Annotated in this window: 22 protein-coding genes; 7 read left to right on the top strand and 15 right to left on the bottom strand. The window is 70.2% G+C overall.

Annotated features, from left to right (window positions below):
* Window positions 1–277: 277 nt before the first annotated feature.
* The 6 genes from ACIBVQ_RS11045 to ACIBVQ_RS11020 form a co-directional block, all read right to left on the bottom strand.
* Window positions 278–916, bottom strand: coding sequence for a bifunctional DNA primase/polymerase (locus ACIBVQ_RS11045; protein WP_399176985.1), 639 nt, complete (start codon window positions 914–916; stop codon window positions 278–280).
* Between the two features lie 202 nt (window positions 917–1,118).
* The gene (gene hemB, locus ACIBVQ_RS11040; protein WP_399176983.1) at window positions 1,119–2,105 is read right to left on the bottom strand and encodes a porphobilinogen synthase; all 987 of its coding nucleotides are present in this window, start codon (window positions 2,103–2,105) and stop codon (window positions 1,119–1,121) included.
* A gap of 141 nt (window positions 2,106–2,246) precedes the next feature.
* Window positions 2,247–3,827 (bottom strand): bifunctional uroporphyrinogen-III C-methyltransferase/uroporphyrinogen-III synthase, encoded by a 1,581-nt coding sequence (locus tag ACIBVQ_RS11035; RefSeq protein WP_352010940.1) that lies wholly within the window; start codon window positions 3,825–3,827, stop codon window positions 2,247–2,249.
* Window positions 3,824–4,744, bottom strand: a complete 921-nt coding sequence (gene hemC / locus ACIBVQ_RS11030; RefSeq protein WP_399176981.1) for a hydroxymethylbilane synthase — start codon at window positions 4,742–4,744, stop codon at window positions 3,824–3,826. Before hemC ends, ACIBVQ_RS11035 begins: the two co-directional genes overlap by 4 nt.
* Window positions 4,741–6,060 (bottom strand): glutamyl-tRNA reductase, encoded by a 1,320-nt coding sequence (locus ACIBVQ_RS11025; RefSeq protein ID WP_386195056.1) that lies wholly within the window; start codon window positions 6,058–6,060, stop codon window positions 4,741–4,743. The genes hemC and ACIBVQ_RS11025 overlap by 4 nt, the downstream gene beginning before the upstream one ends.
* Before the next feature lie 70 nt (window positions 6,061–6,130).
* Entirely contained in the window at window positions 6,131–6,838 is a 708-nt protein-coding gene (locus ACIBVQ_RS11020) for a redox-sensing transcriptional repressor Rex (protein ID WP_352010943.1), read from the bottom strand.
* Window positions 6,839–7,053: 215 nt separating this feature from the next.
* Between ACIBVQ_RS11020 and ACIBVQ_RS11015 the strand changes: the two genes are divergently transcribed.
* Window positions 7,054–7,302 carry a glutaredoxin family protein gene (locus tag ACIBVQ_RS11015; protein ID WP_399176979.1) on the top strand — a complete coding sequence of 83 codons (249 nt, stop codon included), beginning with the start codon at window positions 7,054–7,056 and terminating at the stop codon, window positions 7,300–7,302.
* Here ACIBVQ_RS11015 and ACIBVQ_RS11010 read toward each other — a convergent pair.
* Window positions 7,299–9,080, bottom strand: coding sequence for a putative quinol monooxygenase (locus tag ACIBVQ_RS11010; protein WP_399176977.1), 1,782 nt, complete (start codon window positions 9,078–9,080; stop codon window positions 7,299–7,301). The genes ACIBVQ_RS11015 and ACIBVQ_RS11010 overlap by 4 nt on opposite strands.
* Before the next feature lie 203 nt (window positions 9,081–9,283).
* Between ACIBVQ_RS11010 and ACIBVQ_RS11005 the strand changes: the two genes are divergently transcribed.
* The 3 genes from ACIBVQ_RS11005 (at window position 9,284) to ACIBVQ_RS10995 (ending at window position 11,685) form a co-directional block, all read left to right on the top strand.
* The gene (locus tag ACIBVQ_RS11005; RefSeq protein WP_399176975.1) at window positions 9,284–9,928 is read left to right on the top strand and encodes a sigma-70 family RNA polymerase sigma factor; all 645 of its coding nucleotides are present in this window, start codon (window positions 9,284–9,286) and stop codon (window positions 9,926–9,928) included.
* Between the two features lie 97 nt (window positions 9,929–10,025).
* Window positions 10,026–10,721: a DUF5667 domain-containing protein gene (locus ACIBVQ_RS11000; protein WP_399176973.1), complete on the top strand. Its 696-nt coding sequence runs from the start codon at window positions 10,026–10,028 to the stop codon at window positions 10,719–10,721.
* Window positions 10,722–10,818: 97 nt separating this feature from the next.
* On the top strand, window positions 10,819–11,685 hold the full coding sequence (locus tag ACIBVQ_RS10995; RefSeq protein WP_352010947.1) for an HAD-IB family hydrolase: 867 nt from the start codon (window positions 10,819–10,821) through the stop codon (window positions 11,683–11,685).
* Window positions 11,686–11,739: 54 nt separating this feature from the next.
* On the opposite strand, the gene ACIBVQ_RS10990 is transcribed toward ACIBVQ_RS10995, so the two are convergent.
* The 8 genes from ACIBVQ_RS10990 to proC all read right to left on the bottom strand — a co-directional run bounded on the left by ACIBVQ_RS10990 (window position 11,740) and on the right by proC (window position 18,844).
* The gene (locus tag ACIBVQ_RS10990) at window positions 11,740–12,591 is read right to left on the bottom strand and encodes a lysophospholipid acyltransferase family protein (RefSeq protein WP_352010948.1); all 852 of its coding nucleotides are present in this window, start codon (window positions 12,589–12,591) and stop codon (window positions 11,740–11,742) included.
* Window positions 12,588–13,604 (bottom strand): NAD-dependent epimerase/dehydratase family protein, encoded by a 1,017-nt coding sequence (locus ACIBVQ_RS10985; protein WP_362912477.1) that lies wholly within the window; start codon window positions 13,602–13,604, stop codon window positions 12,588–12,590. The genes ACIBVQ_RS10990 and ACIBVQ_RS10985 overlap by 4 nt, the downstream gene beginning before the upstream one ends.
* Before the next feature lie 23 nt (window positions 13,605–13,627).
* Window positions 13,628–13,726 (bottom strand): 30S ribosomal protein bS22, encoded by a 99-nt coding sequence (locus tag ACIBVQ_RS10980; protein WP_018654693.1) that lies wholly within the window; start codon window positions 13,724–13,726, stop codon window positions 13,628–13,630.
* 296 nt (window positions 13,727–14,022) lie between these two features.
* Window positions 14,023–14,226 carry a helix-turn-helix domain-containing protein gene (locus ACIBVQ_RS10975; RefSeq protein WP_012887307.1) on the bottom strand — a complete coding sequence of 68 codons (204 nt, stop codon included), beginning with the start codon at window positions 14,224–14,226 and terminating at the stop codon, window positions 14,023–14,025.
* Between the two features lie 321 nt (window positions 14,227–14,547).
* On the bottom strand, window positions 14,548–15,345 hold the full coding sequence (locus tag ACIBVQ_RS10970) for a phosphatase (RefSeq protein WP_399176970.1): 798 nt from the start codon (window positions 15,343–15,345) through the stop codon (window positions 14,548–14,550).
* A gap of 44 nt (window positions 15,346–15,389) precedes the next feature.
* Window positions 15,390–16,553, bottom strand: a complete 1,164-nt coding sequence (locus ACIBVQ_RS10965) for an acetoin utilization protein AcuC (RefSeq protein WP_352010951.1) — start codon at window positions 16,551–16,553, stop codon at window positions 15,390–15,392.
* A 166-nt stretch (window positions 16,554–16,719) separates the two neighbouring features.
* Window positions 16,720–17,970 (bottom strand): MFS transporter, encoded by a 1,251-nt coding sequence (locus ACIBVQ_RS10960; protein ID WP_352010952.1) that lies wholly within the window; start codon window positions 17,968–17,970, stop codon window positions 16,720–16,722.
* Between the two features lie 79 nt (window positions 17,971–18,049).
* Complete coding sequence (gene proC, locus ACIBVQ_RS10955; RefSeq protein ID WP_399176967.1) at window positions 18,050–18,844, bottom strand: pyrroline-5-carboxylate reductase; 795 nt, start codon at window positions 18,842–18,844, stop codon at window positions 18,050–18,052.
* A 121-nt stretch (window positions 18,845–18,965) separates the two neighbouring features.
* On the opposite strand from proC, the gene ACIBVQ_RS10950 reads away from it, so the two are divergent.
* From ACIBVQ_RS10950 to grpE, 3 genes are all read left to right on the top strand, one after another.
* On the top strand, window positions 18,966–19,463 hold the full coding sequence (locus ACIBVQ_RS10950) for a hypothetical protein (protein WP_352010954.1): 498 nt from the start codon (window positions 18,966–18,968) through the stop codon (window positions 19,461–19,463).
* Between the two features lie 459 nt (window positions 19,464–19,922).
* On the top strand, window positions 19,923–21,794 hold the full coding sequence (gene dnaK / locus ACIBVQ_RS10945) for a molecular chaperone DnaK (RefSeq protein WP_352010957.1): 1,872 nt from the start codon (window positions 19,923–19,925) through the stop codon (window positions 21,792–21,794).
* A gap of 26 nt (window positions 21,795–21,820) precedes the next feature.
* A complete protein-coding gene (gene grpE / locus ACIBVQ_RS10940; protein WP_352010958.1) occupies window positions 21,821–22,417 on the top strand; it encodes a nucleotide exchange factor GrpE in 597 nt (198 codons plus the stop codon).
* Window positions 22,418–22,446 lie beyond the last annotated feature (29 nt).

Genomic DNA, 22,446 nt, shown 5'->3' with positions numbered 1-22,446 from the left:
CCCGAAGCGCCCAAGCCCGCGACGACGAAGGCGGAGCAAAGAAACCCGGTTCGGGCGCGCCGGTGCTTGGACTGAGGAACGCAGGAGCGAAGCGACGCAGAGACGAGGGAAAACACCGGCCCGAAGCGCCCAAGCCCGCGACGACGAAGGCGGAGCAAAGAAACCCGGTTCGGGCGCGCCGGTGCTTGGACTGAGGAACGCAGGAGCGAAGCGACGGAGTGACGAGGGAAAACACCGGCCCGAAGCGCCCGAACCCGCGATGCCGAAGGCATCGCCATCAGCAGGTATCGGCCAGCTTTTCCAGCACGACCAGCGGGTCAGGAAGCGGTCGCCCGTCCGGGGGGCGGAGCCAGGTGGCGGGTTTGCCTGTCGGCAGCAGGGAGGGCGGCGCCATGACGTAGCTGTCGCGGCAGTGCCACCGTAGGCCGGGCATCTCCTCGATGGTCGAGGGGCCGTAGTCGAGGGAGCAGGACCACCACTCGTCCTCGTCGTCGGAGGTGTTGCGGGTGGCCACATAGAACAGGACCCGGTCACCGTTGGCGGCGACCGGGCCCTGGGCGGTTCCGGCGGAGTCCATGTTCGCGAAGGCGGTCATGCCCGCGGCGAGCGGCACGTCGAAGACGTCGAAGACCCTGCCCGTGGGGAGGATCACGTTCGCCTCCGGGTCACGTTGCCACCAGTGGCTCAGCAGGGCGGGGTCGGTGGTCGCCTGCATCTGCCAGGCGCGGGAGAGCGGGTGGGCACCGGCGTCCGGGCAGCCGATGCGGTCGCACGAGCAGGCGCGGGAACCGCTGTTCAGGGGCCGCGCCCCGGGACAGCTCGCCCAGCCGAGGGCGGCGTACTCCAGCACGGAGGCGACCGTCTGCTTCGGATGAGCGCGTCGTTTGCCCCGACGAGTCAGCGGTACCCCCACCATCGTGTCCTCCGTCGTCCGCGCGTCCCGCGTGCCTTCGGATGCGATGACATGCCCGTGTTCGGTCGATCAGCGAAAGAAGTCAGACAGCCAGGGTCTACACCACCTGGGACACATCCGCACCGGTCCTCGCACTCTAACGCACAGACCCCATGTACGAATGACAAACCCCCGGTTCTCACCACGTGCCTGTCGTCACACCAGGTCAGCCGAGCTTCCTGGCCACCTCGGTCGCCCAGTAGGTGAGGATCATGTCCGCCCCGGCCCTGCGGATCGCGATCAGGGACTCCATGATGGCGCGGTCCCGGTCGATCCAGCCGTTCGCCGCGGCGGCCTCGATCATGGAGTACTCGCCGCTGACCTGGTAGGCGGCCACCGGGACGTCCACCAGGTCGCGGATCTGGCGCAGGATGTCGAGGTAGGCGAGGGCGGGCTTGACCATGACGGCGTCGGCCCCCTCCTGGAGGTCGAGGCGCACCTCGCGCAGCGCCTCACCGATCGGACCCGCAGGGTCCTGCTGGTAGGCGTTGCGGTCGCCGAACTGCGGCGCGCACTCGGCGGCCTCCCTGAAGGGGCCGTAGAACGCCGAGGCGTACTTGACGGAGTAGCCCAGGATGGGGATGTCCTGGAAGCCGTCGGCGTCCAGCGCGGCGCGGATCGCGGCGACCTGGCCGTCCATCATGCCGCTGGGCGCGATGACCTGGGATCCGGCCCTGGCCTGGGCGACCGCGACGGCGGCGTAGCGCTCCAGGGTGGCGTCGTTGTCGACCTCCCCGCCGGGGGTCAGGATGCCGCAGTGGCCGTGGTCGGTGAACTCGTCCAGGCAGGTGTCGGTCATCACGACCAGCGCGTCGCCGACCTCGGCGACCAGGTCGGCGACCGCGCGCTGGACGATGCCCTCGGGGTCGTCGCCAGCCGAGCCCCTGGCGTCCTTGACCTCGGGCACGCCGAACAGGATCAGGCCGCCGACGCCCGCCTGCGCGGCCTCGTTGGCGGCCTTGAGCAGGGAGTCGCGGGTGTGCTGCAGGACGCCGGGCATGGAGGTCACGGGACTGGGCTCGTCGATGCCCTCCTTGACGAACACCGGCAGCACCAGCTCCGCGGGATGCAGCCGGGTGCCCGCTGACATCCGGCGCATCGCCGCCGTACGGCGGAGCCTGCGTGGGCGCGCGACAGGGAACTGGGCGGTCATGATGTCTCCCCCTCCCCCCGGCACACGGGCACCACGGAGGGTGAGAGGAGCCGGGGGACGTATTCGGTTTGTCCAACGTCTTCCCGGGTGCCGACGCGCCGACCTCCTGCCGCGCGGCACCCGTGCCTACCGTCCTCCAGGCTACTTGGCGCGGCGCCTGGCCCCTCGTCTGGTCTGGGAGGGCCTGCGGGGGACGTCTCCCGCGGCGACGGCCGCCTGGCGCTGCTTGGCGCCGTACTCCGCCAGTGCCGAGGCGAGGGCGGAGGCGGAGGGCTTGTCGGCCATGACGTCCACCCTGAGCCCGAACTCCTCGGCGGTCTTGGCGGTCTGCGGGCCGATCACGGCGATGACCGTGACGTTGTGCGGCTTGCCCGCGATGCCCACGAGGTTGCGCACGGTGCTCGACGAGGTGAACATCACCGCGTCGAAGCCGCCGCTCTTGATCGCCTCCCGGGTCGGTGCGGGCGGCGGCGCCGCCCTGACCGTCCGGTAGGCGGTGACGTCGTCGCACTCCCAGCCGAGTTCGGTCAGCCCGGCGACCAGGGTCTCGGTGGCGATGTCCGCGCGGGGCAGCAGGACCCGGTTGATCGGGTCGAGCATCGAGTCGTACGGCGGCCACTCGGCGACCAGTCCCTCGGACGACTGCTCACCCGAGGGCATCAGGTCGGGCTTGACGCCGAAGCTCACCAGGGCCCGCGCGGTGGCCTCGCCGACGGCGGCGACCTTGAGCCCGGCGAAGGCCCTGGCGTCGAGGCCGTACTCCTCGAACTTCTCCCTGACGGCCTTGACGGCGTTGGCGCTGGTGAAGGCCACCCACTCGTAACGGCCTGTGACCAGGCCCTTGATCGCCCGGTCCATCTGCTGCGGGGTCCGGGGCGGCTCGACGGAGATCGTGGGGACCTCCTCGGGCACCGCGCCGTAGGAGCGCAGCTGTTCGACGAGCCCGGCCGACTGCTCCTTGGTCCTGGGCACGAGCACCCGCCAGCCGAACAGCGGCTTGGTCTCGAACCACGACAGGCGTTCCCGCATGCCGACGGCCTCGCCGACCACGATCAGCGCGGGTTCGGTCATCCCGGCGTGCTTGAGGTCGGGCGCGATCCGGCCGAGGGTCGTCACCACGGTGTACTGCTCGGTGGTGGTGCCCGAGCCGCTGATCGCGACCTGTGTCGAGTCGGGACGGCCCGCGGCGATCAGTGCCTTGCCGATCGCGGCGGCCTGGGAGAGCCCGTTGTAGATCACCAGGGTTCCCGCGCCGGTCGCGTGCGCCGACCAGTCGTCGACCTGGGTGGCGTCCACGACGCGGAACTCGGGCACGGAGACCGCGGCGGGAATGCCCGCGTAGGTGAGGACGGCGGTCGCCGCCGGCACGCCGGGGACGATCTCGAAGTCCACCTCGGCCTTGGCGCAGGCCGCGACCTCGTCGGTGATCGCGGAGAAGAACATCGGGTCGCCCGCGCACAGGCGCACGACGTCACGGCCCGCCTTGGCGGCGTTGACGGCCCGTAGTGAGACGGCCTCCTCGTTCGCGGTGTCGACGACCTCGACGTTCTCCCGGCAGTGGCGCAGCAGCGTGCCGTACGGCTCCCGATCGAGCACGACGACGTCGGCCTTCGAGAGCAGGTCGGCGCCGCGAAGCGTGAGCAGGCCCTCATCACCTGGCCCGGCGCCCACGAAGGCGACGAACCCGGCGGAGCGCTCGAAGGTGGTACTTCCGGAGCTCAATGTGCTCGCTCCCCTATCAACGTGCCTGCCCCTTCGGCGATCATCTCGGCCGCGAGGTCGCGACCGAGATCCATGGGCGCCGAAGAGGTCCCGGCGGCGGACTTGCGTACCGCTCTGCTGCCGTCCACGGCGACGACAGCGGCGGTCAGGAACAGATCGTGCCCACGCTCGGCGGAGTAGGCGCCGACCGGAGCCGAGCACCCTGCCTCAAGTGCGGCGAGCACCGCGCGTTCGGCGGTCACCGCGGCGCGTGTCGCGGCGTCGTCGAGCACGCTCAGGAGCTCGGCGAGGTCGGGGCGGTCGGCACGGCACTCGACGGCCAGCGCGCCCTGCCCGGGGGCCGGGAGCATCTCCTCGACCTCGAAGACCTGGGAGATCTCGGCCTCGCGCCCGAGACGGCCGAGTCCGGCGGCGGCCAGGACGATGCCCTGCAGCTCGCCGGAGGTGACCTTGCCGATGCGGGTCTCCGCGTTGCCGCGGATCGGGACGTACTCCAGGTCGGGCCTGAGGACCCGCAGCTGGGAGACCCGGCGCGGGGAGCCGGTGCCGATCTTGGCGCCCGGCGGCAGGTCGGCCAGCTTGGCGGGGCCGACCAGCGCGTCTCTCGGGTCGTCGCGGGGCGGGATGGCGGCGATGACGATGCGCGGGTCCGGCGTGGTCGGCAGGTCCTTCAGCGAGTGGACCGCGAAGTCGATCTCGCCCTCGATGAGCTTGTCGCGCAGCGCGCTGACGAAGACGCCGGTGCCGCCGAGCTGGGTGAGGTTGGCCTTGGTCACGTCGCCGAAGGTGGTGACGCCGACGAGCTCGACGGCGCGGCCGGTCAGCTCGGTGAGGCGGGCGGCGACCAGGCCGGACTGGGTCGTCGCCATCAGGCTGCGCCGGGTCCCCATCCTCAGTGGAGAAGCGGTGTCGCTCATCTGCCCACCTCCTTCTTGTTCGTCTCCGTTTCCACCGAATCGACCCGTCTCACCGCATCGGGCACCTTCGGGTCAAGATTGAACAGCTCGCGCAGCGCCTCCGCATAATGATCGCCTGCCGGAGACTCGGCGAGCTGTTTGACACGCACGGTGGGCTCGTGGAGCAGCTTGTCGACCACGCGCCTGACCGTCTGCGCGACCTCGTCGCGGACCCGTCCGTCGAGGCCGGGCACCCGGGAGGCGAGCCGTCCGAGTTCGGCCTCGACCACGTCGGCCGCCTTGCTGCGCAGCGCGACCACGGTCGGGGTGACCCGCGCGGCGCGCTCGGCCGACAGGTAGGCGGCGACCTCGCGGGTGACGATCTCTCGTACGGCGGCGACCGCCTCGGCCCGTCCGCCGTCGTCGGTCTCGGCGATGTCGCCGTCCTGCATCGACTCCAGGTCGACGAGGGTGACGCCGGGCAGGCCCCGCACGGCCGGGTCGACGTCGTGGGGCAGGGCGAGGTCCAGCACGAACATCCGCCTGGCGGGGACCATGTCGACGGTGACGACCACGTCGGTCGCGCCGGTGCACGAGATCACCAGGTCGGCCTCGGCCAGTTCGGCCGTCAGGTCGTCGAACCGCGCGGCCCTGCCGCCGACCGTCTGCGCCAGCCGTACGGCGCGCTCGTGGGTGCGGTTGACGATCACGATGTCGGTGACACCGGCCCGCTGGAGGGTCGCGGCCGACAGGGCGCTCATCGAACCCGCGCCGACGACCAGGGCGCGCCTGCCCTGGATGGGGCCGAGGGCGCGTTCTGCGAGGGTGAGGCCGACGCCGACGAGGGAGGCGCCCGCACGGTCGATGCCGGTCTCGGTGTGGGAGCGCTTGCCGACCCGCAGGGCCTGCTGGACCAGCTCGTTGAGCGTCGGGCCCACGGTGCCCTGCTCCTGGGCGAGCCTGAGCGCCGAGCGGATCTGGCCGAGGATCTGCCCCTCGCCGAGGACCATCGAGTCGAGTCCCGAGCCGACGGAGAACAGGTGCTCGACGGCCCGGTCCTCGTAGTGGACGTACAGGTGGCCGGCCAGCCGCTCCATGGGGACGCCGGAGTGGACGGCGAGCAGCTCGGAGATCGCGTTGACGGCCGCGTGGAAGCGGTCGACGGTGACGTAGACCTCGACCCGGTTGCAGGTCGAGACGACCATGGCCTCCGCGACCCGGACGTCCTGTTGCACGTCGTGCAGCAGTTTGACCAGCGCGTCACCGGTGACGGAGACCTGTTCGAGCAGTGCGACGGGGGCGGTCCTGTGACTCAGACCGACGACGAGGACGCTCACCGGGCCTCCTCGGGTCGTGGTGAACCCGTGGTCTCCCCGCGGGAGACGTCGTGCCTTCGGGCTCTGTCGTTCACAAGTCCACCGCCTCGGGCCACTCCTCGGCCATCGCGGGCCCCCCAGTCATCCGATCCGTCTTACGTTGTTCGTGGAACGCGAGGATCTGCAGTTCAATGGATAGGTCGACTTTACGGATATCGACGCCTTCGGGTACAGCGAGTACGACCGGGGCGAAGTTCAGAATGCTCGTCACACCGGCGGCTATGACCCGGTCGGCCAGTTCCTGCGCCGCCGCGCCCGGGGTCGCGAGCACGACGATCGACACGGCCCGCCGCCTGATGACGGCCTCAAGCTCGTCGACGTGCTCGACGGTCAGTCCCGCGATGTGGTCACCAACCACCTCCGGGTCGGCGTCCAGGAGCGCCGCGACCCGGAACCCCCTGGAGACGAACCCTCCGTAGTTGGCGAGCGCGCGCCCGAGGTTACCCACCCCGACGATCGCGACCGCCCAGTCCTGGGTCAGACCCAGTTCACGGGAGATCTGGTAGATGAGGTACTCGACCTCGTAGCCTACCCCGCGGGTGCCGTACGAGCCCAGATGCGAGAGGTCCTTGCGAAGCTTGGCCGAGTTCACTCCGGCGGCGACGGCCAGGTCCTCCGAGCTCACGGTCGCCAGGCCCCGCTCGGCCATGCCGTTGAGCGCTCGCAGATAGAGCGGCAACCGGGCGACGGTCGCCTCGGGAATGCCACGTTCACGAGCTTGGGAAAGACGGCGAATCACGTGCCGGAGCTCCAGGGGGACAGGCGGCCGGCGCGGCCCGGACGCGACGGATGACGAGGTGAGGCCACTGTCTTTCAGGTTAGTCCCTTTGTGAACCGGTGCACAAAGTGGGTCTTCCCAGTGTCGGGCACGGAACGGGACGACGAGAACTCCCAGGTTGCTCTCCTGTCCCCCACGTTCCCGGACCGGCCGTGCCCTGGGCTAGCGTGACGGACATGGCACCGCAGGACCACCGCATCACGCTGTACGGCAAGCCCGGCTGTCACCTGTGTGACGACGCGCGGGCGGTGATAGGCCGCGTGGCGGCGGAGCTGGGCGTTCCGTGGGAGGAGCGTGACATCACGCTCTCCGAGGAGGACCAGGCGAAGTACTGGGAGATGATCCCGGTCACGCTGATCGACGGCGTCCAGCACGACTTCTGGCGGGTCGACGAGGGTCGGCTGCGCTCCGCGCTGGCTCGCTAGATCCTGAACGCCGTGGGCAGCGGCATCACCTTGGCGGCGTTGACCGTGAGTTCGATCACGTTGGTCGCCAGCACCATGCTCTGCCGCTCGGCGACGAAGCGCTCGACGTGGGGCTGCCGCTGGTGCTCGGCGTAGGCCACCTCGTCGCGGTACAGCTCGTAGACGATGCGCTGCAACGGGGCCGACTTCACCGAGTGGCAGGCGTAGATCAGCGTGTCCGGCTCGGCGCGGCGGACGGCCTCAAGCGTCTCCTCGGCCAGCCGGTCGAACCTCTCCCCGGTGCCGTCGAGGAGGGTGAACACGGTCAGCAGCCCGAAGATGGCCGGGGAGGGACGGCCTGCGCCACCCGCCTGCTCGGGCCCGGCGCCGGGATACATGACGCCGGTCTCCGGGGCGGCCATGGGCGGCTGGCCGTAGGCGCCGAAGGCGGGCACCCCGGGCTGGGACTGTTCGGGCGCCTGGCCGTGCCTCGCGCCCCGTGAGAGGTCGGGGCCGCCGGGCGGGACGGGCGGGGCGCCGAAGGCCTGGTCGGCGGGCATGGGGGCGAGGCCGTTGTTGTGCCTGCCGCCGTACAGGGGGTCGGCGGCGAACTCGCCCGTGCCGGGACCGACGGCGGGATCGACGGGTTTGGCGCGCCTGCCGCCGCCGCGCCTGCCGTACTCGTTGGTCTGGATGTCGTACTCACCGGTGGCCGGGCCGCCGGAGGTCATGCCGAACTGGCCGTTCCCCTGCGGCTGCGGGCCGTACGCGCCTGCCGGGGGCGGTGCGGCGGGGGGCGCAGAGGGCTGCGCGGGGGGCGGCGCGGCGTAGTCGCCCGCCATGAACATGCCCGTCGCGGGCCCGCCGAACATCTCGTTCCCCACGGGCGGCGCGTTCGGCGGAATCGGTGCCTGCCGTGTGTGCGCCGCGTAGTCGGCCTCCCGCTCCCCGGCCCGATATTCGGCCACCAGGTCACCGAGACCGGAATGGCGCGCGGAGTCCTCGGGTACGGCCCGGCGCCCGGCGACCTGGACGTCCTGGAAGGGCGGCTGCTCCGGCGCGGCCCTGCGGCCCGCGGGCCGTGTCTCGCGTCGTGCGTCCTCCACCGGTTCCTCCTCGTCCTCGTCCTCGTACGGCGCCAGCGGGCGCAGCACGACGTACCACACGGCGGCCCCGGCGACGGCGAGCAGGACGATGGTGAGCATCCCGGGGACCGCGAAGCTGACCGCCCCGATCGTGGCCAGGCCCACGGGGCCGAGCACGAGCATGGCGTGCAGGTTGTCGGCGTCGTAGTCGTCGCCGTTGCGACGCAGCACCGCGAGGATCAGGGCGCCCAGCAGGACGAGCGCGGCGCCCGCGTGAACCGCCCAGAGCAGGTAGGCCGGGAAGACGTCCCAGTGGCGGCTGCCCAGCGGCAGGCTGGTGGTGAACTCCTGTTCGAGGTCCACCCGGTCGGAGATCATGATGACCGTTCCGACAATGGTGAACGCCACGCCGAGGAGCCAGGAGGCGAACCTTCCCGCGGACCCGCGTCCGATGAGCTGGACCACTCCGACGGCCAGCCAGAGCGGGGCGAGCAATGATCCGGAAAGCTGGAAAACGCGGAATGTGGTCGCCCCAAATCCAATGAGACAGCCGGTTCCGATTACTGCGAGTGACACGCCCAGCGTCGCCGTCGTGAGGCTCCAGGCGATCAGCCATCCCTTGCGTTCATCCCGGATACGGCTGATGAGAGCGACTGTGGCGATGATCGCGAGCAGCGCCCCGGCGAACGCGATGACAGCGACGAGGAGATTCATGGTGCCTCCAATGCTGCCGGACATTACCCACTAACCGGTAGCCGAACTGATGACGGGCTGCTCGGACCCACGTAAAACCACCGGCGCCCTACCGTACCGACCGATTACCGGCAGTCACGACATTGCCCAGTGGATTGTGGAATTTCAGGTTGTTTTCCTAGAGTGTTCGAGCACGCCGTGCCCCCTCCCCCAAGGGATACCGGATGCCAGACACGTGGCCGTTCGCCGGGCCCCTCCCCACGACCACCGGGGTGACCCAGCCTGCCCGCAGTAATGAGCTCGCCGCGCGCGAGGACGCCTCGGAGGAACTCCGGAGGCTTGTTCTGCGTGCCAAGACAGGGGACACGGACGCCTTTGGCACGCTCTACGACCGCTACCTGGACCTGGTCTACCGGTACGTCTACTTCCGGGTCGGCTCCCATCCACTGGCCGAGGACCTCACCAGCGAGACCTTCCTGAGGGCCCTGCGCCGGATCGCCGACTTCACCTGGCAGGGCCGCGACTTCGGGGCCTGGCTGGTGACCATCGCCAGGAACCTGGTCGCCGACCACTTCAAGTCGGGCAGATACCGCCTTGAGGTCTCGACCGCCCAGGTGTTCGACGTCCCCCTCGACGGCCCGCACATCCCGGAGAACGCCGTCGTCACCGCGATGGTCAACGATCGGGTGCTCAGCGCGGTGCGCGCGCTCGGCCCCGAGCAGCAGGAGTGCGTGGTCCTGCGGTTCCTGCACGGCATGTCCCTGGCGGAGACCGCTCTCGTCATGGGCAAGAAGAGCGGGGCGATCAAGGCCCTGCAGTTCCGTGCCATCCGGGCGCTGGCTCGTGCGCTGCCCTCGGATCTCGGCTGACCGTACCGATGGCAGGGGATCGCGTAACCTGGCACGCGGGGCTGTCGTTAGGCAAGTGCACAGACGGATCATGACCTGGGGGCGGCAGGGAGCGTTCATGGGTAAGTGGCTGCCCGGCATCTCACACAGATCGCGGACACGCATCCAGGATCGCGTGTCCCGGCTCGGTGCCGACATGAGCGGCGACCCCCGGCCCGAGTTCCGCGCCGAACTGCGTGAACGCCTGATGAACGCCGCCGAGGAGGACCTGCCCCCCGAGCCCGTCGCCGCCGACGTCCCGGACGTCCCCCGGCGGGCGCGACGCCGTACGGCGCCGGTGCCCCAGCTGGTGAGCCTGGCGTTGGCGGGCGCGCTGGTCGCGGGAGGCGTGGGGACCTACCGATCGATGCCCGGCGACGCGCTCTACCCCCTCAAGCGGGCGGCGGAGAGCACGTTGTTCCACCTGAGCACCGACGACGCCGAGCGGGCCGACCGCTCCTTCGGCTACGCCGAGACGCGCGCCCACGAGGTCGAGGAGCTTCTCGGCGCGACCAAGCGGGAGAGCGGCCTGATCGACGAGACCCTCAAGGACATGGAGGACACCACCCGCTCCGCGGTCACCTCCCTCACCCGGGTCGAGCGCCGCAGCGGCAGGAGCACCGGGCAGCTCAGGCGTTTCGTCCAGAAACAGCGCAACCAGATCGAGATCATGCTCCCCAAGATGGACGAGGAGGACCGCCGCAGGGCCAACGGCTACCTCGACTACATCGACGGCCTGACCCAGCCCGACTCGCGGCCCGTCACCAGGGACTGATCCACACCAGGACGTCACAGGGCGTCACGACGACTGTCACGGGGTCTAGAGAGCGGCGCACGGGCGCGGTGCACGGGCGCGGTTAAGCTGAGGGGCTATGAGGCGGCTACTACGACGGCGGGACGAACCTCGGACGGCCGGAGAGGTGGCGGCCGCGGCGGCGGTGGCCATGCCGATGGCCGAGCCCGACCCGTCCTCGGCCGCCTTCTTCGACGTCGACAACACGATGATGCGCGGCGCCTCCATCTACCACTTCGCCAGGGGGCTGGCCTCGCGCGGCCTGTTCACCACCAAGGACCTGCTCAGGTTCGCCCTCGGCCAGGTCATCTTCCGCGTCCGCGGCGACGAGAACCCCGACCACATCGCCAAGGCCAGGGAGACCGCGCTGGCGTTCGTCGCGGGCAGCAAGGTCGAGGAGATCGTCAGGCTCGGCGAGGAGATCTACGACGAGGTGATGGCCGACCGCATCTGGGCGGGCACCCGCGCCCTCGCCCAGGGCCACCTGGACGCCGGCAGACGGGTCTGGCTGGTCACCGCGACGCCGGTCGAGCTGGCCCGGGTCATCGCCCAGCGCCTCGGCCTGACCGGCGCCCTGGGCACGGTCGCCGAGACCAGGGACGGCGTCTACACCGGGCGTCTGGTGGGCGACCTGCTCCACGGTCCCGCCAAGGCGGCGGCCGTACGGGCGCTGGCCCGCCGGGAGGGGCTCGACCTGGACCGCTGCTCCGCCTACAGCGACTCGGCCAACGACCTGCCGCTGCTCTCGCTCGTCGGTCACGCGACCGCGGTCAACCCGGACGCCGAGCTGCGCGAGTACGCCAGGGAGAACGGCTGGGACATCAGGGACTTCCGTACCGGCCGTAAGGCGACCATGATCGGGCTGCCCATCGCCGCGGGCGCCGGGGCGGTCGCGGGCGGAGTCGCCGCGGCCGTCGCCCTGCGCCGCTTCTACCGCTCCAGGTGACCCGCTCCGGATGATCCGCGTTCCAGGTGACCCGTTCCAGGTGACCTGAGAGGGTCAGAGGAACGGCGGGAAGGCGTGTCCCCGCCGCAGGCGCAGCTCGTTCAGCTGCTGCTGGATGACCTCACGGACCTGGTCGGTGAGGTTGAGGACCAGCATGGGGTCGTCGGCGTCCGAGGGGGCGAACTCGTCGGTCCTGATGGGCTCGCCGAAGCCGATCACCCACTTGGACGGCAGCGGCACCAGCCCGAGCGGGCCGAGCCAGGGGAAGAACGGCGTGACCGGCAGGTACGGCAGGCCGAACGCCCTGGCCAGGAAGCGCAGGTCGCCGATCTTGGGGTAGATCTCCTCGGCCCCCACGATCGCGCAGGGAATGATCGGCACCCCCGCCCTGATGGCCGAGGCGACGAACCCGCCACGGCCGAAGCGCTGCAGCCGGTAGCGCTCGGAGAACGGCTTGCCCACACCCTTGAACCCCTCGGGGAAGACCCCGACGAGTTCGCCCTTGCGCAGCAGGCGGTCGGCGTCCTCCGGGCAGGCCAGGGTGTGCCCGGTCTTGCGGGACAGGTGCCCGAGCACGGGGAGCTGGTAGACCAGGTCGGCGCCGAGCAACCGTACGGCGCGGTGGCTCGGGTGCTCGTCGTGCAACGCCACCTGGAGCATGAGCGCGTCGAGCGGGACGGTGCCCGAGTGGTTGGCCACGACCAGGGCGCCGGAGTCGTCGGGGACGTTGTCCATCCCGACGGTCTGGACGCGGAACCAGTGCCGGTACAGCGGGCGGATGAGTTCGAGCAGCACCCGGTCGGTGAGCTCGGGGTCGAAGCCGAACTCGTCCACGTCGTACTGTCCGGAGACCCGGCGCCGCAGGAAGTCCAGCAGTCCCGCGACGCGGTCGTCCTTCTCGCTCACCGTCCGGCCGCCGTCGGGAGGAGACGGGAGGGCAGGCCCCGCGAACGGACGAAGTCCTCGAACGCGGCGGCGGTGGAGAACTTGGGCCGCCAGCCGAGCTCCGCGGCGAGCCTGGTGGTGTCGACCACGCGTCCGTAACGCATCAGGCGCACCTGCTCGGCGGAGTAGCCGGTCAGCCCCGTGCCCTTGACCAGGTCGCCCATGAGGTCGCCCATGAGCCGGAAGGCCGGTGAGGGCAGCGGGATCGTCGGCAGGCCCGCCCTGCGGGCGCACTGGGACAGCAGCAGCACACCGTCCCCGGCCACGTTGAACGTTCCGGGGTGGTCCTCGGTGGCCATCCGCCTGAGCACCTCGACGGCGTCGTCCTCGTGGACGAACTGCAGCCGGGGGTCGAAACCGAGCACGGTCGGCAGGACCGGCTGGGTGAGGTAACGCGTCAGGGGCGAGTCGATGCCCGGTCCCATGAAGTTGGCGAACCTGAGTGTCGAGACGACCACGTCCGCGCGTCGCCTGGCGAAGCCACGGACGTAGCCCTCGACCTCTGAGGCGTCCTTGGCGTAGCCATGGCCCGGGTGCTCGCCGGGATCGCTGTCCTCGGCGAAGACCGCCGGGTCGTGCGGGGAGGAACCGTACACCGCCGTGGTCGAGCGGATCACGACACGGCGGACCGTCGCGGACCGCTGACAGGCACCGAGCAGTTGCATGGTGCCGATGACGTTGTGCTCTTTCATGAGGGCCCTGCCACCGCTCCGCGAGGGAGCGCTGACCAGGCTCATGTGGACCACAGTGTCGATGTCGGCGGCCGCGATCACCTGGGCGATGTCGGGGCTGCGCAGATCGACACGGACGAACTCCGTCCGGCCGGGAGGTACGCCGCCATCACGTGAGAGCGAGGGCGGCGGCACCGTGTCCACTCCGATGACCCGGTCGATGGCCGGGTCAGCCGCGAGAACGCTCGCCACTCGGGCGCCGATGTGGCGCGAGACCCCGGTGACAAGCACGGTATGGGTCATCGGCGCCTCGCAGATCCGCGTCGCTACTTCTTGTTACGCCGCTGGATGCGGGTCTTCTTGAGCAGCTTACGGTGCTTCTTCTTCGCCATGCGCTTACGGCGCTTCTTGATCACAGAGCCCACGGGACCCCCAGGTAGCTGGTAGCCGAGTTTGTCAGACCGGTGCGCGCGAGCACACCGGCTCAACAGACTACCGGCGATCCGTGGTAGATCGCCCCCTGGGGGGAGCCCGGGTACCGGAACTCACGGCGTGACGCGCACGCCGCTACCCCACCGTCGTCTTGTCGAAGGCCGGGTTCCCGTCACCGGATCTCACCCGGGGACCGGAACCCGTCGGCCGTTCGCCCGTCTTCGCTCACCCGGTGGCCGGGTCACCCAGGACCCCGGCCGCCGGGCTCACCCGTCGGGCTCGCACCGCTTCAACCAGCCTCGATGTAGGCGTCCCTGAGATAGTCGTGGACCGCCTGCTCCGGCACTCTGAAGGATCGGCCGACCCGGATGGCCGGCAGCTCGCCCGAATGCACGAGTCGGTACACCGTCATCTTGGACACCCTCATGACAGTGGCCACTTCGGCCACGGTCAGGAACTTCACCTCACTGAGAGGTCTTTCGCCTGCACCCATCGGACGCCTCTTCCGCACGTGTTTCCGGGTTATCCCCACTGGTGCCATTGCTCACGCACGTGTACTGCCGTCAGCGTAAGACGGGACTCCGAGTGTGCAAACCCCCCACTGTCTCAGTCTTCGCAGTCCCACGTCAGCGAAACGGAAGAAAACGCTGGCCAGCAGCCGGAACCCACCTCTCCCCCTGGTCTTGGAACGGACCAACTGTCTCTTCTCAGAGTCGCCCACAACGGCCAAAAATTTGGCAAACGGGTGGCGAGGCAGATGGAATGCAGGCGCGAAAAGCACGTAAGGGTCGGGCCGATTCGTGCAACGCCCGTCTCAGAGAGCCCGTACGACTCTCTCGATCAGATGATCCGTCAGCGGAGCGTAATACCTCGGTAGCACGTTGTCGTCAAGGGGCACGGTGACCGCGATCTTCCCCTCGGCCTCACCGACGAAGAGCGCGGGGTCGTTGCTGTCGGCGAAACCGACCGTGAGGACGCCCGCCTCCCCTGCCGCCCCGGCCCAGCCGTGGTCGGCGATCACCAGGTCCGGCCGCCCGTCGCCGAGTTCGGCGAGCATGGCCTCCATGGGGGCCGCGTCGTGGGTGTGCGCGAAGTTGCCCCGGTCCGCGACCATGGCGACACCGCCCAGGTAGCGGATCTCGTGCTTGCGGCCCGAGGAGGGGCTGCGGTGGGACCAGCCCTCGGCCGGGTCGAGCAGCGTCGCGCCATGCCTGCTGAGCAGCCCGGCCAGCACCAGGTGCACGGCCAGCAGCCCGGTCGGGTGGCCGGTGGCGATCAGCACCCTCGGCGAGCCGACGCGCAGCGCCCCGGCGATCGTGTCTCCCATCGCCTCGACGGCGTCGATCGTCAGGTCGGGGTCGATGGTGTCCTGGCCGTCGCGGTGGTCGGGGTCGGCCACGACCCCGGCGGACTTGGCCATCAGTTCGAGGACGTCCCGCTCGTCCCAGCGGCCCTCCGGCCTCAGCCCGAACAGGTGGCGCGGCTCCCGCTCGGCCAGTGCCCGGTAGTGGTCGAGGTTGTTCTCCCTGCTGGTGGCCACGTCCCCGGCGATGCGGGTGCGGACCAGGTGCGCGCGGAGGCTCTCACGTGTCATCGGCCGCCGGTCGCTCATCCGTCCTTCCCCTCCTGTCTCGGCGTGATCTCCCACCGTCACGGTCATGGGAGGGGGTCCAGTCCGTGGAAGGGGAAGATGGCCTTCCTTGTCGCCATGATGGCTCTGTCGATCGGGTCTGCTGGATCATAACCAGCAGAAAAATCCCGAAATTCCGGGTTCCTGCCGTCGGTCAGCGTGAGCGGCGCCGTCTCCCCCGTGCGCTCGGCGACGAACCGCCGCCAGCCGGGAGGCGTCTCGGTCTCCGGGTCGAGCGGGTGACCGGAGACCTCGGCGATCAGGTGGGTCCAGGCCCTGGGCACCACCCGGACCAGCTCGTATCCCCCGCCGCCGGTGACGACCCAGCGCCCTCCCGCGGTCTCGTGCGCCAGCTCGTGCAGGGCCGCGTAGGCGGCGCGCTGGCCGTCCAGGCTGAGCATGAGGTGGGCCAGCGGGTCCAGCGCGTGGCTGTCGCAGCCGTGCTGGGTGACCAGGACCTCGGGGGCGAACTCCCGCAGCAGCGGCGGCACGACCGCGCCGAAGGCCCTCAGCCAGCCGATGTCCCCGCATCCGGCGGGCAGCGCGACGTTGACCGCCGTCCCCTCCGCCCCGCGCTCGTCGGGGAAGCCCGTCCCGGGGAAGAGCGTGCGGGGGCTCTCGTGCAGGCTGATCGTCAGCACCCTGGGGTCGTCGTAGAAGGCGGCCTGGACCCCGTCGCCGTGGTGCACGTCCACATCGACGTAGGCCACCCGGGTCGCGCCCTGGGCCAGCAGCCAGGCGATCGCCACCGCCGGGTCGTTGTAGACGCAGAACCCGCTCGCCGCGTCGGGCATCGCGTGGTGCAGCCCGCCGGCGACGTTGACCGCGTGCTCGGCCTCGCCGTGCCACACGGCGCGGGCCGCGGCGAGGGTGGCGCCGGTGATCAGCGCGGAGGCCTCGTGCATCCCGGCGAAGGCCGGGGTGTCCTCGGTGCCGATCCCGTGGGCCCGGTCAGGCCGTCCCTCCGCGGAGGCCCGCCTGACGGCCTCGATGTAGCCGCGCCCGTGGACCATCGCCAGCTCGTCGTCGGTCGCGGCCACACAACCGGCCACCTCGACGGCGTCGAGCACGCCCAGCTCCCTGGCCAGCGCCATGGTCAGCTCGACCCGCACGGGCGCGAGCGGATGCCCCGGCCCGAAGTCGTATCCGGTGAGCGCGTCGTCCCAGACGACCCTCACGGACCGGCTCATGCGCCCTCCCTGTTCGACCGCGACGCGAGAAACGGGCGCTCCGGTACGGCCCCGCCCCCGGATCTCCCCACCCCGGCCGACGTTACCGCACGTGCAGACGCACAGACCCATCCGGCCTCTACGGCCCCTCAGGCGGAACCTCGGATAGGCACCCCGCCTCGGACCCTCAGGCGGGCACGACCTCGGCGACCCTGCGCAGTCTCCTGACCGCGGGCACCAGCAGCAGGCAGACGCAGCCGCACACCGCGACCACCGCGGAGACGGCCAGCGTCTCCCGCGCGCCGAACACCCCGGCGAGAGGCCCGGCGAGCACCTGCCCGACCGGTACGGCGAGCGTCGAACCGCCGACCTCGTAGGCGGTGACCCGGTTGAGCGCCTCCGGAGGCACCTGCGTCTGGATGCTCGTGGCCCACATGACCGACCAGAACGCCCAGCCGACACCGCCGACCACGTGCCCGGCCATCAGGACCCCCAGCGGCGCCCCGATCGCGATCGTCAGCGGTTCGAGCGCGAAGCCGAACATGCCGATCGCCCCGGCCATCAGCGGGCGGGCGGGACGCACCCGCATCGCGAGCAGGCCGCCCAGGATCGTGCCCGCGCCCGAGGCCGACATGACCAGTCCGTACGCCTGGTCCCCCAGCCTGCCGCCGATCAGCACCGAGCCCAGCGGGATCAGCGGGCCGAACAGGGTGGCGCCGAAGATGATCCAGACCAGGATCACCGACCACATCCAGGTCCTGGACCGGAACTCCAGCCAGCCTCCGCGCAGGTTGCGCCACATCGACTCCTCGGCGACGACCGGGGAGCCCGGGGGCAGACGCATCAGGAGCAGGCAGGTGGCGCTGATCGCGAACCCCACGGCGTCGAGCGCGAAGACCACCCCGACGTTGACGAAGCCCGCGACGGCCCCGGCGACCCCCGGCCCGACCAGCATCATGATCGACTCGGAGACGCGCAGGGTGGCGTTGGCCCGCTGCACGTCCCTGGCCACCCTGGGGATCGTGCTGGCGACGCCCGGCTGGTACATGGCGGCCGCGGCGCCGTTGATCGCCGAGATGACCAGCACCTGCCACAGCGTGGGGGTGCCGAAGACGAACAGCGAGGCCAGCAGCGCCTGGGTCACGACCCTGACGACGTCCGCGCCGATCATCATGCGGCGCGGGGTGAACCTGTCGGCGAACACCCCGCCGAACAGGATCAGCAGCGCGACCGGTGCCATCCAGGCGGCCAGTGCCAGCCCGACGCCGGTCGGGCCGTACCCCAGGCCGCCGACGCCGAGCGCGGTCGCGATCGGCACCATCGCGCTGCCGAGCATGGAGACCGAACGGGCGGTGAAGAAGAGGCCGAAACCCCGCGACCAGACCGCGGGTCTCTCCCGTTCCCCCTGGCCGACGGCTCGTACGGCTTGCCCGCCCATCACATCACTCCCCGAGGCTTCCGTGGAGATGATGCCGCTTATCGCAAGAAAAGGAAACTTTACTGACTAATAGGGGATATCACCCACCGGCGAGCTGACGGCTTCGGTCCCTGGCGGCCTCGATGGCGGCCAGGAAGGCTGCGCGGACGCTGTGACGCTCCAGCTCGGCGATGGCCGCGATGGTCGTGCCGCCCGGCGAGGTGACCGCCTCGCGGAGGATCACCGGGTGCTCGCCGGAGTCACGGAGCATGATGGCCGCGCCGACGATCGACTGGGTGACCATGTCGAGGGCGGCGGAGCGGGGCATGCCGAGCAGGATGCCCGCGTCGACCATGGCCTCGACGAGATAGAAGAAGTAGGCCGGGCCGCTGCCGGACAGCGCGGTCGCGGCGTCCTGCTGGGACTCGGGGATGCGCAGCACCTTGCCGACCGGCCGCAGCAGGTCCTCGGTCAGCCGCAGGTGCTCCTCGGCGGCGTGGGCGCCCGCGGAGATCACGCTCATCGCCTCGTCGACCAGCACCGGGGTGTTCGACATGACCCGCACGACCGGGACGTCGCCGGCCAGCCTCGACTCCACGAACGAGGTCGTGATGCCCGCCGCCGCCGAGATCACCAGCCGGTCGGCGGAGACGTGCGGGGCGATCTCGGTCAGCAGGGAGCCCATGTCCTGCGGCTTGACCGCGAGGATGATCGTCTCGGCGCTCTCCGCGGCCTCGGCGTTGGTCACGATGCGCACGCCGTACCGCTTGCCGAGGTCGGCGGCCCGCTCAGAGCGCCGCGCCGTCGCCAGCACCTCGTCCGGCTCGAACCCGGCCCGCAGCAGGCCCGACAGCAGGGCCTCGCCCATCTTCCCGGTTCCCAGAATCGCGATCACGTCAACGCACCTTGCATGAGGAGAAGCGGATGACCAGCCTAAGGGCAGCCCTGACGAGCCACGACGCGGGTGGTTGAACCGTACGGCGCCGTGATCCGTTGACAGGGTTATGCGTAGGATCGTGATTCCCGTCCTGGCCGGAGGCCTGCTGCTGACGGCGGCCTGCGGTACCCAGAGCGTCCAGAGCGGCGCCGTCGTCCCCGAGGCTCCCGCGGGCGCCGCGGGCGGCGCCGTCCCCTCCCTCTCGGTGGGCCACACCGTCGCCCCCAGGGTCGAACCGACAGAAAAGGGCGCCCCCAAGCCGGTCAAGCCGGAAGGCCACGCCATCGGCCCGCGCAAGGTGGCCTGGCTGTCCGCCAAGCCGTCGAAGGACGGCCGGAGCCTGCGGGTCGTCTGGTGGTCCGGGGTCGAGCCCTGCCAGGTGCTCGACCGGGTGACCGTCAAACAGACCTCCAAGCGGGTGACCGTCACCCTCTGGGAGGGCCAGAGCGGCAAGATCCAGAACCCGGTCTGCATCGACATCGCCATCAAGAAGGTGACGACCGTCAAGCTCAAGGCCCCCCTCGGGCACCGCAAAGTCGTGGACGGCGCCAAGCCCGCCCCCAAGCCCAAGAACTGACCCTCCGTCAGGAGACGTTCGCCACCCGCCGCGCCGGTCCGACCCCGCCCGGAGCGGGCGGTGCGGCCGGCCCGCCCCACCGGGATCCGGTACGGCCGAGCGTCCGCGCGGGCGCGATCAGGCCGGCGGCGAGGCCGTACGGCCGCGGCGCAGCGGTGGGCCTCCGCGAGGCCGACATCGAAGCCATGGGTGAAGCCAGGGCCGGAACCCCAGGTGAAACCCTCCCCGATCCCCTCCGGCAGGTCTCCGCCGGAGGGGTCGATCATGTCGGGGCCGTCCCGGGAGCGATCACGTGTGTTCCTTCGTTGGGGGATGTGGATCGCCCGTTGTTTCCCGGATTCCGGGAACCCTTTCACGCGCCCAAGGGTTGAGCGGCATAGACTCAAGTCGTTTGACAAACACCACTCGAAGCTCCACTATGAGTCTGACCCACTCAACTTTGACTACAAGGACGTACTCATGGCACGTGCGGTAGGTATCGACCTGGGGACGACCAACTCCGTCGTCTCGATTCTCGAAGGCGGTGAGCCCACGGTCATCGCCAACGCTCAGGGCTCGCGGACCACCCCGTCCGTGGTCGCCTTCGCGAAGAACGGTGAAGTCCTCGTTGGTGAGGTCGCCAAGCGGCAGGCCGTCACCAACGTCGACCGGACCATCCGCTCGGTCAAGCGCGAGATGGGCACCACCTGGGCTCAGGAGATCGACGGCAAGAAGTTCTCCCCGCAGCAGATCAGCGCCTTCGTCCTGCAGAAGCTCAAGCAGGACGCCGAGGCCTACCTGGGCGAGAAGATCACCGACGCGGTGATCACCGTCCCGGCCTACTTCAACGACGCCCAGCGTCAGGCCACCCAGGAGGCGGGCACCATCGCCGGCCTCAACGTGCTGCGCATCATCAACGAGCCGACGGCGGCCGCGCTCGCCTACGGTCTCGACAAGGAGAAGGACGAGACCATCCTCGTCTTCGACCTCGGTGGCGGCACCTTCGACGTGTCCCTGCTCGACGTCGGCCAGGAGGACGGCCACGGCTTCGTCGAGGTCAAGGCCACCAGCGGCGACAACCACCTCGGTGGTGACGACTGGGACCAGCGCGTCGTCGACGAGCTGGCCAACCGCTTCAAGAACGCGCACGGCGTCGACCTGACCAAGGACAAGATGGCCCTGCAGCGTCTGCGCGAGGCCGCCGAGAAGGCCAAGATCGAGCTGTCCAGCCAGTCCGAGACCTCGATCAACCTTCCCTACATCACGGCCTCCGCCGAGGGTCCGCTGCACCTGGACGAGAAGCTCACCCGGGCCGAGTTCCAGCGGCTGACCGCCGACCTGCTTGAGCGGTGCAAGGGCCCGTTCAACCAGGTCGTCAAGGACGCCGGCATCAAGGTCTCCGACATCGCCCACGTGGTCCTCGTCGGCGGCTCGACCCGTATGCCCGCGGTCGCCGAGCTCGTCAAGGAGCTGACCGGCGGCAAGGACCCCAACAAGGGCGTCAACCCGGACGAGGTCGTGGCCATCGGCGCCGCCCTGCAGGCCGGTGTGCTCAAGGGTGAGGTCAAGGACGTCCTGCTGCTCGACGTGACCCCGCTGTCGCTGGGCATCGAGACCAAGGGCGGCATCTTCACCAAGATCATCGAGCGCAACACCACGATCCCCACCAAGCGCTCCGAGGTCTTCACCACGGCCGAGGACAACCAGCCGTCGGTGCAGATCCAGGTCTACCAGGGCGAGCGTGAGATCGCGGCCTACAACAAGAAGCTGGCCACCTTCGAGCTGACCGGCATCGCCCCGGCGCCGCGCGGCATCCCGCAGATCGAGGTCACCTTCGACATCGACGCCAACGGCATCGTCAACGTCTCCGCCAAGGACCTCGGCACCGGCAAGGAGCAGACGATGACCATCACCGGCGGCTCCGCGCTGCCGAAGGACGACATCGAGCGCATGATGCGCGAGGCCGAGTCCTACGCCGAGGAGGACAAGCGTCGCCGCGAGGAGGCCGAGACCCGCAACAACGCCGAGTCGCTGGTCTACCAGACCGAGAAGTTCCTCGGCGAGAACGCGGAGAAGGTCCCCGACGACATCAAGAACGAGGTCAACGAGGCCCTCACCGAGCTGAAGAAGTCCCTTGAGGGCACCGACTCGGCGACGATCCGCGCCTCCGCGGAGAAGCTCGCCACGGTCAGCCAGAAGATGGGTTCCGCCATCTACGCCCAGTCCCAGGCCTCCGAGGGCCAGGCCGGTGCGGCGGGCGCCGCAGGCGCCGACGGCCAGAAGGCCGACGACGACGTGGTCGAGGCTGAGATCGTGGACGACGAGCCGAAGCGCGACAACGGCGCGAAGTGACGTCGCAGGCCGAGGGGAGCACGAGCGTGAACACGCGTGAGAACGGTTCCGAGCAGGAGCCGGTGATCCGCGACAACCGCAAGATCGACCCCGAGACGGGGCAGGCGCGCGCGGCGGACGGTGAGCAGGTCAAGGAGCAGGCCGAACAGCCCGCTCCGGCCGCCGACCTGGCCTCGGCCGAGCTGGCGATCCAGCTCGCCGAGCGCACCGCGGACCTGCAGCGTCTCCAGGCGGAGTACTCCAACTACCGCAAGCGGGTCGATCGAGACAGGACCCTGATCAAGGAACAGGCGGTGGCCGGTGTGCTGACCGAGCTGCTCCCGGTTCTCGACGACATCGGCAGGGCCCGCGACCACGGCGAGCTCACCGGCGGCTTCGCCAAGGTGAGCGAGTCGCTGGAGGTCGCGACGGGCAAGCTGGGGCTGAGCGCCTTCGGGACCAAGGGCGAGCCCTTCGACCCGACGGTGCACGAGGCCCTCATGCACAGCTACTCCCCCGATGTCACCGAGCCGACCTGCGTGGAGATCCTGCAGCCCGGCTACCGAATCGGCGACCGCGTGCTCCGCCCCGCGCGGGTCTCGGTCGCCGAGCCCGAAGAAGAGCCTGTCGCGAGCGACAGCTGAACCCCCCGTATCTGAGATCTGAAAAGGAA

It is taken from the genome of Streptosporangium sp. NPDC049376, from assembly GCF_044466505.1.
Lineage (GTDB): Bacteria > Actinomycetota > Actinomycetes > Streptosporangiales > Streptosporangiaceae > Streptosporangium.
Note: the sequence above shows the minus strand (reverse complement) of the source record. Positions and strands in the feature narration are given on the sequence as shown.

What these genes read in the sequence shown, in the direction of transcription:
- dnaK (WP_352010957.1), top strand. Translation starts at nt 19,923, where the DNA reads ATGGCACGTGCGGTAGGTATCGACCTGGGGACGACCAACTCCGTCGTC.
- hemC (WP_399176981.1), bottom strand. Translation starts at nt 4,744, where the DNA reads ATGAGCGACACCGCTTCTCCACTGAGGATGGGGACCCGGCGCAGCCTG.
- ACIBVQ_RS11005 (WP_399176975.1), top strand. Translation starts at nt 9,284, where the DNA reads ATGCCAGACACGTGGCCGTTCGCCGGGCCCCTCCCCACGACCACCGGG.
- ACIBVQ_RS11000 (WP_399176973.1), top strand. Translation starts at nt 10,026, where the DNA reads ATGGGTAAGTGGCTGCCCGGCATCTCACACAGATCGCGGACACGCATC.
- ACIBVQ_RS10975 (WP_012887307.1), bottom strand. Translation starts at nt 14,226, where the DNA reads ATGGGTGCAGGCGAAAGACCTCTCAGTGAGGTGAAGTTCCTGACCGTG.
- ACIBVQ_RS10960 (WP_352010952.1), bottom strand. Translation starts at nt 17,970, where the DNA reads ATGGGCGGGCAAGCCGTACGAGCCGTCGGCCAGGGGGAACGGGAGAGA.
- ACIBVQ_RS10985 (WP_362912477.1), bottom strand. Translation starts at nt 13,604, where the DNA reads ATGACCCATACCGTGCTTGTCACCGGGGTCTCGCGCCACATCGGCGCC.
- ACIBVQ_RS10995 (WP_352010947.1), top strand. Translation starts at nt 10,819, where the DNA reads ATGAGGCGGCTACTACGACGGCGGGACGAACCTCGGACGGCCGGAGAG.
- ACIBVQ_RS11015 (WP_399176979.1), top strand. Translation starts at nt 7,054, where the DNA reads ATGGCACCGCAGGACCACCGCATCACGCTGTACGGCAAGCCCGGCTGT.
- ACIBVQ_RS10970 (WP_399176970.1), bottom strand. Translation starts at nt 15,345, where the DNA reads ATGAGCGACCGGCGGCCGATGACACGTGAGAGCCTCCGCGCGCACCTG.
- ACIBVQ_RS11045 (WP_399176985.1), bottom strand. Translation starts at nt 916, where the DNA reads ATGGTGGGGGTACCGCTGACTCGTCGGGGCAAACGACGCGCTCATCCG.
- ACIBVQ_RS10965 (WP_352010951.1), bottom strand. Translation starts at nt 16,553, where the DNA reads ATGAGCCGGTCCGTGAGGGTCGTCTGGGACGACGCGCTCACCGGATAC.
- ACIBVQ_RS11010 (WP_399176977.1), bottom strand. Translation starts at nt 9,080, where the DNA reads ATGAATCTCCTCGTCGCTGTCATCGCGTTCGCCGGGGCGCTGCTCGCG.
- hemB (WP_399176983.1), bottom strand. Translation starts at nt 2,105, where the DNA reads ATGACCGCCCAGTTCCCTGTCGCGCGCCCACGCAGGCTCCGCCGTACG.